This window comes from Polaribacter septentrionalilitoris, from assembly GCF_009832745.1.
Taxonomy (GTDB): Bacteria; Bacteroidota; Bacteroidia; order Flavobacteriales; family Flavobacteriaceae; genus Polaribacter; species Polaribacter septentrionalilitoris.
This window is the reverse complement of the sequence record NZ_VRMJ01000014.1, coordinates 127,699-141,517: the sequence shown is the minus strand read 5'-3', so window position 1 is coordinate 141,517 and position 13,819 is coordinate 127,699. Positions and strand designations below refer to the sequence as shown.

The window sequence follows — 13,819 nt, the reverse complement described above, 5'->3', positions numbered from 1 at the left end:
CTGAGATAAAGTAATAAAACTGAAATTTTACTTTAGATTACGTAAAATAAAATCAACAGTTTTGTTGGTGTTTTTATTTTCTGAGTATGAATCTGTAATATGTTTTGAACTTATTGCATACTTACTGCCTATCATGTATTGAATATCATCAACAAACTCTAAAGATACTTTACCAGTCAACAGTAAGCTTAAATCTTTACCTTGTTGATGATAATCATAAATCTTTTTTAATCCTGTTAAGTACAAATAATCTTTTGTAAAACCTCCTCCTCTATAAGCTCTAACTGCAATATAAAATGCTTCTTCTCGATCTAAATCATAGCCATTGTGCAACATTCTAAATGTTCTTGAAAAAGAATATCCTTTCGCCAAACCATCTACTGCCAAAACTCTATAGGCTAGTTCTTTTAAGCGTTTTATGGTAAGATTTCCAGACATATATTCACTAAAAACCGCTAAACCTTCTTGGGTTTCTTCATTATTAGGAAAACCATGAGAAAATATTTTTAACGGATGTAACATTCCATTCATAGTGGTTACCATATGAACGCCAATTTCATGATTTGTTAAAATATTAATCTGATTTTCTGAAAACATATGATTTTCATTCAACACCAAAGCCTGAATGCTATTAGAAACCATTGCTATGGCCCCCATTGCTGATGAGTTTTTTATGCTATAAGAAAAGTCATAGTTTTTAGAGTACTCTCTAAAAAAATGATGTGATTCTGTAACCGTATATTTTGGCTTGAACATTTCAGAATTTTCGTCTTCACTTTCAAAATGGAGAATAAATTTTGCATTTTCTACATCTTGTTCTGTAGGTGTTCCAAAAGAGCGTAAACTATTGTAATAAAAACGTTTACCCTTACCAATAGTTTCAATACATTGAATTAATCCTGAATAAAAGTAAATGATATCTTCATAAAAATCACGCAAACGTTCATCTTCAATATCATCAATTTTTAAAGCAAAAAATTCTTTATGTAATGAGAATTTATCAAAATCTCTTTTAGGATATTGAAACTGAGGTTCTGCTAAATATTTAGATTTGTAAAACTCTTTTTTTTGTTCCTCTATATTTATCGGATTGACATAATTGAGCATCTCAATCTTTTTGACTAAGGCATCAATTTTATGATCAATCTCAAAAAGTTTTTGGTTTTTTACAGAAACAGCATCCTTCATAATTCAATATCTAAAAGCAAACCGCAAAATTACAATTTATGTGCTTTATAAAAAGCGTCTGCATGTTTTTTTAATTCGGTTTTTAAATATTTTTCAACACTATCCACCACTTCTGGATACATAATTTGAGCCAATTCATCACAATATACTTTGGCTATTTCTGTAGCTAAAACTAACGTATTACTGAAGTTTTGTGTTATGTATTTTAAAAAATATCCATTACCTTTAAAGGTATCATTAATCAATGAAGTAGATTTGATGTTGTTAGGCAAACGCATTTTTTCTAGTGTAGCTCTCCAAGATTCAACTTCGTTTCCAAAACGTTCGTTATCAATATTTGATGTTCCTAAGTTCCATGTGGGCACTTCTCTTGTCCAACGTTTCCAGTTGTAAGAATGCATGTCATAAACAATACAAACACCAAATTTTTCTTCTAATTTAGAAATCAATGCATGTACTACTTTATAGAAATCACTATGTTTTCCTAGACTTTTATCATGCATTTCTTTTGGTAGTGGATTTTTCCAAAGTTGCTTTCCCCATGCATCATCATAAATAGCAGTTGCTGGTGCTCTATTTAAATCATACTCAAAACGCGAATCACAACCTGCAATTACAATAGGATGCGTTTTTACCATTTCTTTGGTCTCTGGGTCTTCTTCAAACCAACGTTCGTATTCTGTATGCAAACAATTGTCCCAAAGTTCTTTTCTAAATTGATGTCCATCATGTACAGCACCACAAGCATAATGCACATATTCATCAATTTTTATAGTAAATGAATAATCTTTTGAAACGGCTTCAAAAGTTTCTTCATTTTGTATTTTATCAATGATTTGATCTACAGAAAGACGTTGCATTTATCCGATAATTTTTTGTAAAATTTTAAAAACTTTTTTCTCCATAACATCTACATATCCATCTGCAAAAAAGACATTTTTAATTTCTCTAATTAAGTTTTCTTTATCTTCTTGACTCAATTTGTGTTCAGATACGTATTCTTGAATTTTATCTAAATTATTTTCATCAGAATCTATTACAACCTCTGTATGTATTTTGTTATACGTTTCTTTATCAACTACAGATAATATATAATTTTCTTCTTCTTTTGTTTCGAAATAATTACAATGAGCTGCATATAATAACACATATGCTAAGAACTCTTTTTTGGTCCAATTACTATTCATTTTTATTATTTTTAGATTTCGATTGGTAAACTTTCTGTACTTCCCCACTCTGTCCAAGAACCGTCATAAACTGCGTAATTTTTATTACCAGACACTTCTGCTGCTAATGCTAAAACTGATGCAGTTATACCTGAACCACAAGAGAAAATAAAATTTTTATTCTTTGGATTTATTGTATTGAAAACCAATTTTAATTCTTCTTTAGACTTAAACAAATCATCATCAATAATCGAACTGTAAGGTAAACTCACAGAATTTGGAATACGACCACTTTTCACCTCTTTTCTTGGTTCTGGTGATGTACCATAAAAACGACCTTTAGAACGCGCATCTGCAATTAAAATGTCTTTGTTTTCTATGGCAATAAGTACATCTTTGGTGTATTTTAGTTTATCAGGTTGATAATTCACTTTAAAATTCCCTTTTGATGATTGAGTTTTTTGAGGAAATTCTGTAGGTAAATCATACTCTTTCCATTTTGGTAAACCTCCATTTAAAACAGCAATATTATCAAAACCCATCAACTTGAAATTCCACCAAACTCTGGGACTCGAATACATCCCTAAATCATCATAACAGACAATTGCACTATCTGATTTGATTCCTAATTCTTGTGCTTTCTTTTCAAATTCTTCTGGAGTTAACACTGTGTTTGGAAATTTCGCAGTTTTATCAGAAAAAGTATTTTTAATATCAAAAAAAATAGCTCCTTTAATTTGGACTTTTATTTCTTCAATTTTATTACATGATTTTGCAGTGACTTTAGGTATCGTGCAATCTAACACAATTAAATTATCATTATTTAGATGGCCTTTTAACCAATCTACAGAAACCAAAGGATTATCTATTTTTAAAGACATTATTAACTTTATTCAAAATTAAAACTATGCTTCATCTACCAATTTCTTTAACGTCGATTTTCTTCTAAAAGCGGCATCACGTTCTAAAACTTTACTTTCAATAAAATTGATAACTTTTTCTTGAATTCGTGTTTTATAGACTTTATTCATATAAGTAATTCCTCCTGGAGACATTACATTTACCTCTACCAATTTTCCACCAATCACATCAATTCCAACAAAATACAAACCATCTTTTACTAATTTTGGTCCTATTTTTGCGCACAATTTCTTTTCTTCTGCAGTTAATTTGTGTTTTTGAACGCTACCACCAGCAGAAACATTAGAACGATGATCTTTTTCTCCAGGAACTCTTTTCATTGCACCAATAGGAACTCCGTTTAAAATTAAAATTCTAACATCACCTTTGTCTGCTCCTTCTATATATTCTTGTAGAATTACATAATCAGAACCTCCATCACTTTTACTAATGTAAAAATCTAACAATGAGTTGATATTCCCCATTGCCGATTTTTCTATTAAAATAACACCAGAACCTCCAAAACCATTTAGAGGTTTTAAAATCATTTTATCAGATGAGGATTCTTCAATCATCTGAATTAAATAATCCTTATTTTTTGATACATGCGTAACAGGAATTATTTCGTTGTTTGGATCTTCAAAAACAGCTGTATATAATTTATTATTCGCTTCTCGTAAACCCTGAACAGAATTTACAATAAAAACATCATCTTTTACCGAATCTAAAAAATTTAGCATTAACGGATCTAAAGGTGGTTCAGCTCTCATAAAAATAACATCAAATCCAGCCAAAGGGAGCATTTCTCCTCTAGTTGTTGTTTTGTTATAAAACGTTTTGATGTTGCTTGGTATCTTTTCGGATTTGTTTAAAATAGTACAAAAAGCATTAGTTACACTGTTTCTAATGGTTAAATTAGAAGGTGAACAAATGGCAACTCCATGACCACGTTTTACACATTCGTGAATTAAGGTTAAAGAAGTGTCATTCTCTGGTGATTTTATACTATCCCAAGGATACATTAAAAAACAAATATTCATATTCTTATTTTTTTTTAGTTGATACTTAAATTTAAGTATCAATATTATTTTACTTTATCGTAATTATCATCCCAATTTTTGGGTTTTGGTTCATGTAACTTGTCTAAAGATTTTGCAACAATCATAGAAACAGTTGCATCTCCAGTAACATTTACAGTAGTTCTGCACATGTCTAATGGCCTATCTACAGCAAAGATTAAAGCCAACCCAATAGGTAATAATTCTGATGGAAACCCTATAGATTCTAGAACAATTACCAACATTACCATACCAGCACTTGGTACAGCTGCAGAACCTATTGAGGCCAATAAAGCTGTTAAGATAATTACCAATTGATTGGAAAACGTTAACCCTTCTGGCCAAATTACTTGCATAATAAATACTGCTGCAATGGCTTGATATAAACTTGTTCCGTCCATATTAATGGTTGCTCCTACAGGTAAAACAAAACCTGAAACTTCTTTATCTACACCTATATGTTCTTCTACTCTTTCCATAGTTACAGGCAGTGTTGCTGCACTTGAACTTGTAGAAAAAGCTAATAATTGTGCTGGACTAATTTGCTTTAAAAACCAAATAGGCGATTTTTTTGTGTACACACTTACTAACATTAAATAGAAACAGATCATTAAAATTAAACCTCCAACTACACACAACGCATAGACTAAAAGCTTTAAGAGAATTTCTGTATCATCAAAAGCAATAATTACATTGGCCAACAATGCAAAAACAGCATAAGGAGCAAAAAGCATAATTAAATCTACCATTTTCATGACGACTTCGTTTAAAGAATCAAAAAAGTTCATTAAAGGAGCTGCTTTTTTCTCTGGTATTAACAGCAAAGAAATCCCTACAAATAAAGCAAAAAAGATAATTTGTAACATTTTTGCTTCTCCAAAAGCGTTAAAAATGTTACTAGGAAAAATATCTACTAAAGCTTGTAAAGGACCAGCATCTTTGGTGTTTTTTGCCTTATCCATTTTGTCTTTTACTCCATCTGATTTTTCATATTTCATTTTTATTTTTTCAATGGTTTCCTTAGACATTCCTGCCCCTGGTTTTACCACATTTACAATACCTAACCCTATGATAATGGCTACAACAGTGGTCATTACATAAATAGAAACGGTACGTAATCCCATTTTTTTTATTTTAGAAATATCTTTTAAATCTGATATTCCTTTTATTAATGAAGCCAATATTAATGGTACTGCAATTAATTTTAATAGGTTGATAAATATGGTTCCAAATGGTTTTATCCAATCTGTTACAAATCCTCTACCTCCATCAACAGAATTCATTATAAAACCAAAAACAATTCCAAGAACCATTCCTATTAAAATTTTCCAGTGTAGTGCTAATTTTTTCATTAAGAGTTAAAATTTATTAAGAATTTGAAAGATAAAAAAAATCTCAAAAAGTGGTGTGACTTTATTCGTATATTGTGTCATATTTTTAGAAAAAACAATTATTAATTATTAAAAATACAATATGGCAGGAATTTTAGACTTATTAAACAGCGACTTAGGACAACAAGTTATATCTGGTGTGTCTGGCGCTACAGGTAACGATTCTAACAAAACAAGTAGCGTTTTAACAATGGCTTTACCCGTTTTAATGAAAGCAATGGAAAGAAATGCATCAACTCCTCAAGGAGCAGAAGGATTAATGGGAGCTTTAGATAAAAAACATGATGGAAGTATCTTGAACAATCTTGGTGATTTATTTGGTGGCGGAGTAAATGATGATGTTGTTAATGATGGAAGTAAAATTTTAAGCCACGTTTTAGGAAATAAACAAAGAGGTGTTGAGCAAGTTATTGGTCAAAAATCTGGTTTAGATGCAGGTGCTGTTGGAAATATTTTAAAAGTTGCTGCTCCAATTTTAATGGGTATTTTAGGAAAACAAAAACGTGAGCAAAATGTTAGTAGCTCAAGTGATATTTCAGGTTTACTTGGTGGATTATTAGGAGGAAACGATGCAAAAAACGAACAAAGTTTTTTAGAGCAAATTTTAGATGCTGATGGTGATGGAAGTGTTGTTGATGATGTAGCAGGAATGTTGTTAGGAGGAAATAAGAAAGAATCAGGTGGTATTGGTGGTTTATTAGGTGGCCTTTTTGGTAAATAATAACTACTCTAATTAGAATAATAAAAAAAGCTCAAACAATTGTTTGAGCTTTTTTTATTATACCTTGGTTTTATAACACGATTTATAAATATCTTCATAAACAGGCAAAATATTTTCTAAAGAAAATCGTTTTGTATGCTCTCTAGCGTTTTCTTTAAATTTGGCTAAAATGGTATCGTCTTTTAAAATGGATATTGCATTTTTTGCCATGTCATCTACATCACCCAAATTACTCAAATATCCAGTTACTCCATTGATATTTACTTCAGGTAAACCTCCTGTATTCGTAGAGACTACAGCAGCTTTTGCAGCCATTGCTTCTAATGCAGCCAAACCAAAGCTCTCAGTTTGTGATGGCAACAAAAAGACATCTGTATAACATAAAATTTTAGAAACTTCTGAGGTGTTTCCCAAAAACAATACTCTTTCTGTTATCTTATATTTTTCGACTAATTTTTCAGCTTTTAATCTATCTGGACCTTCTCCTATCAATAATAATTTAGAAGGAATCTTTTTTTGAACTCTATAAAAAACCTCAATGACATCTTCTACTCTTTTTACAGGTCTAAAGTTACTAATATGAGTTAAAATCCTTTCTTCTGGTTCTGCAATAGCAATTCTATTACATTTTTGATTGTGTATTTTATCATACTTCGTAGAATCAATAAAGTTATAAATAACTTGTATATCATTCTTAATGTTGAAGAGTTTATTGGTTGTGTCTTTCAAATCGTTAGAAACAGCAGTAACTACATCAGAATTATTTATACTAAATTCTACAGCAGTTTTATAGGTTGGGTGGCTTCCTACTAAAGTAATGTCTGTACCATGCAAAGTGGTTACTACTTTTACAGAAATTCCCTTTTCTTTTAGCATTTGTTTTGCCATGTAAGCTGCATATGCATGTGGAATTGCATAATGTACATGTAAAACTTCTAATTGATGTTTTTGTACAACCTCTACCATTTTACTTGATAAAGCCAATTCATAAGGTTGATATTCAAAAAGCGGGTATTCTTCTATATCTACTTGATGAAAGTGCAAATGATGTGATAAAAAATCTAAACGAACAGGTAAATTATATGTAATAAAATGCACTTCGTGACCTTTATCTGCCAATGCCATTCCTAATTCTGTAGCGACTACTCCACTTCCTCCAAAAGTTGGATAACATACAATTCCGATTTTCATATTTGAATAGGTTGATTTTTGTATTTAGTGGTAAAGATAAAGGTATTCTTACAGTATAAATCAAAATAAAAACATAAAAAAAGCTTTTCAAATAAATAGAAAAGCTTTTTAATTTTTATAAATTCTGAAATAAATTTAGAATTAGTTCAACTTACGTTTTTAAATACGTTCTACGAACTTTTTAAATTTATTTTTATATGCTTTAAAATATCCCGATATAAAATCGGGATTAGTTCAACTTACGTTTTTAAATACGTTCTACGAACTTTTTAAAAACGAGTTTCACTAATAATCTCCTAAGGTTTCAGGGTTTTGCGCTAAAGCACTTTCTAATTGCTCATCATTTGGTGCTTTTCCATGCCATGCATGCGTGTGCATCATATAATCTACACCATTACCCATTTCTGTATACAACAAAATACACACTGGTTTTTGGTTTCCTTTTAATGCTTTTGCTTCAGCTAAACCTGCTAAAATAGCTTCGATATCATTTCCTTGTTTTACTTCTAAAACATCCCAACCAAACGCTTCAAATTTAGCTTTAATGCTTCCCATTGGTAAAACATCATCAGTAGCACCGTCAATTTGTTTTCCATTTAAATCGATAGTTGCAATTAAATTATCAACTTTTTTTGCTGATGCATACATAATTGCTTCCCAGTTTTGACCTTCTTGTAATTCACCATCACCATGTAAGGTATAGATTAACTTGTCATCACCATTTAGCTTTTTTGCTTCTGCAGCTCCTAAAGCTACTGATAACCCTTGACCTAAAGAACCTGATGCAATTCTTACTCCAGGTAAACCTTCGTGGGTAGTTGGATGACCTTGCAAACGTGAATCTATTAAACGAAACGTTGCCAATTCTTCTACAGGAAAAAAACCACTATGTGCCAAAACACTATAAAAAACAGGAGAAATATGTCCGTTAGAAAGAAAAAATAAATCTTCATTTTCACCATTCATGGTAAAATCTGTAGAATACTCCATAACTTCTTGGTACAGGCATGCAATAAATTCTGCACAACCTAAAGAACCTCCAGGATGTCCTGAATTTACTTTGTGTACCATTCTTAAAATATCTCTACGAACTTGTTGCGTAAAATCTTGTAATTGTTGTGTTGTTGGCATTTTTATATTTAATTTATGCTGACAAAAATACAAAAGTGAATGAATTATAAATCTAATAAATAATAAATTATTTATTAGATTTATGAACACTGGTATTTACATAAATACTATTCTTGTAATGATAATGTTTTGTAATTATATTCTGCAGGTTTCCCATTAAACGTAGTTACAAAATGATTTTTAGCAATTTGTAATTTCATTCTCATATTTAGAACATCATACATTGATAGCTCAGTTCCTCCTGTAGGGTCTAAAGCGCTTTGTGATATGATGCTTCCTTGAGCGATTTGTTGAAAACCATCTTTATTTGCTTTTTCATGATGTATATCTTTAATTGCTGGACCAACTTGGTAATCTGTTGCATTAAATGAATATCCTGGAAATATTCCGTTACTTCTTCCAGTAATATTTGTATCTGTTCCGTTGTTTTCGAGGTTAGATCCAATAACATCGTTTCCATAAGGTAATGTTCCATATGCATTATAATTATCAATTTGTTCTTGAGTTGGATTTCCGAAGTGTGTTGTTGTAAATGTTGTTGCATTCTCAAAACCTAGCGTAGTATTCATATCTTTTATTGTTTGAATAATAAAATCTCTGTTTGCAACGTCTGGAACATAAATATTTTCTCGTCCATGTAATAGTTCTGTATTTACTGCTAATAACTTGTATTGTTTAGCTTGTTCTGCAGTTACTTGATCTCCATTTGAATAAAATTGGATTGGAATTGTTGTGGTGTTGTAAAAATCAACCATTTCGCTAACTAAGTCTATTTTTGGAGTAATAAATACTCCAACAGTTTTTGTATAATGTCCATTTTTAGAAGTTCGTGTTAAATATTCTCCTTCTCCAGGAACATCTTCAAAAATAACCTCTCCTTGGGTATCACTTACTTGAGTGTTAATAACATTCCCAGTTGCTTTATCGATTAATTCGATGTTTACTCCAGGCTCAATTACTAAACTTTTGTAATCTCTTATTGTAAAAGTGATGTCTTGTTCATTTGGAATTTCATTTAAATTGATAATCTTAGTTTTATTAATTTCTCTTGCATTATCGTGATAAATGTCAACAGTTTGTTTTGTTTCTAAAAAAGTGGCATCTGCTCTGTTATCGACAATGGTTATTTCGTATTGGTCGGGGTTTGTTGCGTCTCGCACATAAATGTTTTTGAATAATTTTCCTGATTCTCCCAAATTTACAATTTTTGTATATGTGCTATCTGTAACTGATAAATTTGTGAGAGTAATTTTAACATTTTGGCGAAGTGATCCTCTTAACTCTGGAACTACTGCAACATCTCCAGTAAAATAAGAAATTGTTGTAACTGGGATGGTAATTTCGTTGTTAGTTCTATCTTCTAAGGTTATTGCTTTGTTTCCTGCTTGAGTTATAATAATTTGACCAGCAACATCTTGAGTTTGTTCGTTCCAAGAAATGTTATAATTAGCAGTGGTTGTTTTTGTTTTAGAAAACTGTTTTTTATTAATGCTATTTTTTGAGATTACTTGTCGGTTGGTTTTTAGTATTTTAAATGCGTTTACTCCTGTATTATTTTGCACTTTTACAATATAAACTCCGTTGTTTAAATCTGTTAAAGATGCCTTAATTTGAGTGTTGTTTTCTAAAAATGGTTGGGTCTCAAGCCTTTTTATTTGTTGTCCTTTGGTATTGTACAAAATTGCTTTGGCATTATTGCCTTTAACAATAGCGTGTAAAAGATTACTTCCATTGTTTAGAATCAAATGGTTTTTATGATTGTTAAAAAACGTTTCTAGACTTGCAGTTGCCTCTAATGAATAGTTTTCGAACGAAATGGCTTCATTTGTATTTCCAGAAATCTCGTATGTATGAGTTCCATTTGCAAAGAGACTTGTTGCTTTAGCTTGTATGGTGGTTTGTGGTGTGTTGGTTTCAAAGGTGATGTTACCTGATGCTTTTTGTGCAACAGCAACATTGCAAATCAAACAAAAAAGTAATAGATATTGATATTTAGAAAAAAGCAGTTTCATAATAAAGTCTTTTTCAATACCTAAAAATATAGAAAATGTTTTAGTTTTGGTTAGTAGGGTATTAAAAATATTTATAAAACTTCTTAATTACGTAGAAAGATTGACTGAGAAAATTTGTGTATGTCTGAAAATAAAGATTGCTTCGAAAACTCTCAATAACAAATAATTAAGTTTTCTGCTTTTTCTTTTTAGCAGCAGGAAACAATACATTGTTTAAAATTAAGCGATAACCAGGTGAAGTTGGATGCAAATCTAGTTCTGTTTTTGGGTCTCCTACTCTATGTGTATAATCTTCTGGATCATGACCTCCATAAAACGTAAACATTCCTTTCCCTTTTGTACCATGTATATAACGTGCTTCTCTATTGGTTTTATTTTCTCCTAAAACCAGCACATTGCTTTTTACAGTATTTCTATCAAAAGAAGTCGTTTGCCCCATAAAACCTTTTACCAAAATGGTATGATTTTGAGTTAACATAGTAGGTACAGGATCCCATTTTGCTGAAAATTCTATTAATGAAAAGTAATCTGAAGTTTTTGGAATTCTTCGTTTTCTTGTCATATCTATAGATGAAAACTCGTATGTTGTTGGGTTACGAATCAATTGAAAATTTGTAAACGCAAAAGTTTTGTTATAATTAATTTTAGATTGATAATTAGGTTCTGAGGCATCACCATCAAACATGGCTTCAGCAATATCTACTCCTTCTGCAGATAATGCAATATCAAAACTATCTGTAGCAGAACACATGGCAAACATAAATCCTCCACCAATTACGTAATCTCTAATTTTTTTGGCAACTGCTAATTTTTCTTGAGATACTTTAGAAAACCCCAATGCTGCAGCTTGTTTTTCTGCTCTTTGTTTGCCTTCTATATACCAAGGTGCCGTTCTAAATGCACCATAAAATCGTCCATATTGCCCAGTAAAATCTTCATGATGTAAATGCAACCATTCATATAACAATAATTTATCTTCTAAAACTTCTTTGTCATAGATTACATCAAAAGGAATTTCTGCATACGTTAACACCATAGTAACAGCATCATCCCAAGGCATTTTATCTTTAGGAGAATACACTGCAATTTTGGGTGCTTTTTCTAAAGTTACCGCTTCTTGATTGGAAGATGGCGAAGCTATTTCTTGTAATATTAATTGTGATTTCGCATCAGAAATTACTTGATAAGAAACACCTCTAATTTTACATTCGTTTTCTACAATTTTATTGTTTTCTATTAAAAAAGCGCCTCCATCATAGTTCAATAACCATTTGGATTTTAAACCAGCTTCTAATGAGAAATAAATAATTCCGTAAGCTTTTAAATGATTTTTCTGATTATCATGATTCATAGGAACATAAATAAATGATGCCCAAGTTGAAGTCGAGATCAAAACAAAAATCAAAGAAAACAGTATTTTTTTCATATTAAAAACTAAAATACACAATTACTTTTTAAGCAATTGTGTATTTCTATAATTTTATAAAATGTTTAGTATTTAAAAAGGTACATCTTCATTATCATCACCAAAAGCATCTTTAGGTTCTATTCTTTGGTCTGGAAAAACATCATCAGGGAAATTCGCATTCATAGAAGATTGAAACTCTGAACTAAAGCCTTCTTCTAAGTCTGAAAACTTAGCCAAATGTCCTGTAAATTTCAAACGAATGTTATCTAAACCACCATTTCTGTGTTTTGCCACGATAAATTCTCCTTGACCTTCACAAGGGGTATGTTCATCATCATCCCATTCTGTCATTCCGTAATATTCTGGACGGAAAATAAAACTTACAATATCTGCATCTTGCTCAATAGCTCCAGATTCACGTAAATCTGATAATAATGGCCTCTTACTTCCTCCACGTGTTTCTACAGCACGAGATAACTGAGAAAGTGCAATTACAGGTACAGATAATTCCTTGGCTAAAGCTTTTAAGTTTCTAGAAATGGTAGATATTTCTTGCTCACGATTTCCACCGCCTTTTCCATTTCCTCCAGCAGTCATCAACTGTAAATAGTCAATGACTATAATTCTTACATTATGTTGAGAAACCAAACGTCTTGCTTTTGCACGTAAATCGAAAATAGAAAGCGATGGTGTATCATCAATAAAAATAGGTGCATCAGACAAACGTTTTACTTTTACGTTTAGTTGCTCCCATTCATGAGGTTCTAAGTTTCCTTTTCTTAATTTTTCTGATGTTAATCCGGTTTCTGAAGAAATCATCCTTGTTATTAACTGAACAGAGGACATCTCTAAAGAAAAAACGGCTACTGCATGATTAAAATCAATGGCCATGTTTTTTGCCATCGATATCACAAATGCTGTTTTTCCCATACCAGGACGTGCTGCAATAATAATTAAATCTGAAGGTTGCCAACCAGAAGTCAAAGCATCTAACTTGGTAAAACCTGTAGCTAAACCAGACATCCCTTCTTGGTTCCCAATTTCTTGAATTTTCTTTAAGGCTTGTTTTACAAGTGACCCTGCATCCTCAGAACTCTTTTTTAAATTTCCTTGAGTAACTTCAAACAACTTCCCTTCTGCATCATCTAATAAATCAAAAACATCTGTACTTTCATCATAAGCATTTTCAATAATCTCTGATGAAATTGAAATTAATTTTCGTTGAATATATTTTTGAAGTATGATTCTAGCATGAAATTCGATATGTGCTGATGAGGCTACTTTTTGTGTCAAACGAATCAAATAGAAATCTCCACCAACCATTTCTAACTTTCCGTTCTTTTTCAACAAGTTAGAAACTGTTAATAAGTCAATTGGTTGTGAATTTTGGAATAGTTCATAGATAACTGCATAGATTTCTTGATGTTTTACATCATAAAAAGCATCTGAATGTAAAATATCAATTACATCATCAATTCCTTTTTTATCAATCATCATAGCACCTAGTACAGCTTCTTCTAATTCTACTGCCTGTGGGGGTATTTTGCCTTTTTCAAGACTAATAATTCTTGATTTATCTATTTTCTTTCCAGCTATCGTATTCGGTTTTTCCATGACCACAAATGTAATTTTTTAGGTTGATGTTTGCCTCAA

At 31.1% G+C, this 13,819-nt stretch carries 12 protein-coding genes; 1 reads left to right on the top strand and 11 read right to left on the bottom strand.

The features are described from left to right. Positions 1-27: 27 nt before the first annotated feature. The 6 genes from FP421_RS02725 to FP421_RS02700 are packed head-to-tail and all read right to left on the bottom strand — an operon-like array spanning position 28 to position 5,664. Positions 28-1,188 (bottom strand): flavohemoglobin expression-modulating QEGLA motif protein, encoded by a 1,161-nt coding sequence (locus tag FP421_RS02725; RefSeq protein WP_159947366.1) that lies wholly within the window; start codon positions 1,186-1,188, stop codon positions 28-30. 29 nt (positions 1,189-1,217) lie between these two features. Continuing rightward, a complete protein-coding gene (locus FP421_RS02720; protein WP_159947364.1) occupies positions 1,218-2,048 on the bottom strand; it encodes an N-formylglutamate amidohydrolase in 831 nt (276 codons plus the stop codon). After that, a complete protein-coding gene (locus tag FP421_RS02715) occupies positions 2,049-2,375 on the bottom strand; it encodes a hypothetical protein (protein ID WP_159947362.1) in 327 nt (108 codons plus the stop codon). An 11-nt stretch (positions 2,376-2,386) separates the two neighbouring features. Continuing rightward, entirely contained in the window at positions 2,387-3,235 is an 849-nt protein-coding gene (locus tag FP421_RS02710) for a sulfurtransferase (protein WP_159947360.1), read from the bottom strand. 24 nt (positions 3,236-3,259) lie between these two features. Further along, complete coding sequence (gene gshB / locus FP421_RS02705) at positions 3,260-4,294, bottom strand: glutathione synthase (RefSeq protein ID WP_159947358.1); 1,035 nt, start codon at positions 4,292-4,294, stop codon at positions 3,260-3,262. Positions 4,295-4,338: 44 nt separating this feature from the next. Continuing rightward, a complete protein-coding gene (locus FP421_RS02700; protein WP_159947356.1) occupies positions 4,339-5,664 on the bottom strand; it encodes a dicarboxylate/amino acid:cation symporter in 1,326 nt (441 codons plus the stop codon). Between the two features lie 121 nt (positions 5,665-5,785). Here FP421_RS02700 and FP421_RS02695 point away from each other — a divergent pair, with 121 nt between their 5' ends. Further along, entirely contained in the window at positions 5,786-6,424 is a 639-nt protein-coding gene (locus tag FP421_RS02695; RefSeq protein ID WP_159947354.1) for a DUF937 domain-containing protein, read from the top strand. A gap of 57 nt (positions 6,425-6,481) precedes the next feature. Here FP421_RS02695 and bshA read toward each other — a convergent pair whose 3' ends face one another. The 5 genes from bshA to dnaB all read right to left on the bottom strand — a co-directional run bounded on the left by bshA (position 6,482) and on the right by dnaB (position 13,780). Next, complete coding sequence (gene bshA, locus FP421_RS02690; protein WP_159947352.1) at positions 6,482-7,615, bottom strand: N-acetyl-alpha-D-glucosaminyl L-malate synthase BshA; 1,134 nt, start codon at positions 7,613-7,615, stop codon at positions 6,482-6,484. Between the two features lie 285 nt (positions 7,616-7,900). Beyond that, on the bottom strand, positions 7,901-8,746 hold the full coding sequence (locus FP421_RS02685; RefSeq protein WP_159947350.1) for a transketolase: 846 nt from the start codon (positions 8,744-8,746) through the stop codon (positions 7,901-7,903). A 107-nt stretch (positions 8,747-8,853) separates the two neighbouring features. Further along, positions 8,854-10,758, bottom strand: a complete 1,905-nt coding sequence (locus FP421_RS02680; RefSeq protein WP_159947348.1) for a T9SS type A sorting domain-containing protein — start codon at positions 10,756-10,758, stop codon at positions 8,854-8,856. A 166-nt stretch (positions 10,759-10,924) separates the two neighbouring features. Continuing rightward, on the bottom strand, positions 10,925-12,109 hold the full coding sequence (locus FP421_RS02675) for an asparagine synthetase B (RefSeq protein WP_159947867.1): 1,185 nt from the start codon (positions 12,107-12,109) through the stop codon (positions 10,925-10,927). A 147-nt stretch (positions 12,110-12,256) separates the two neighbouring features. Then, complete coding sequence (gene dnaB / locus FP421_RS02670; protein ID WP_159947346.1) at positions 12,257-13,780, bottom strand: replicative DNA helicase; 1,524 nt, start codon at positions 13,778-13,780, stop codon at positions 12,257-12,259. Positions 13,781-13,819 lie beyond the last annotated feature (39 nt).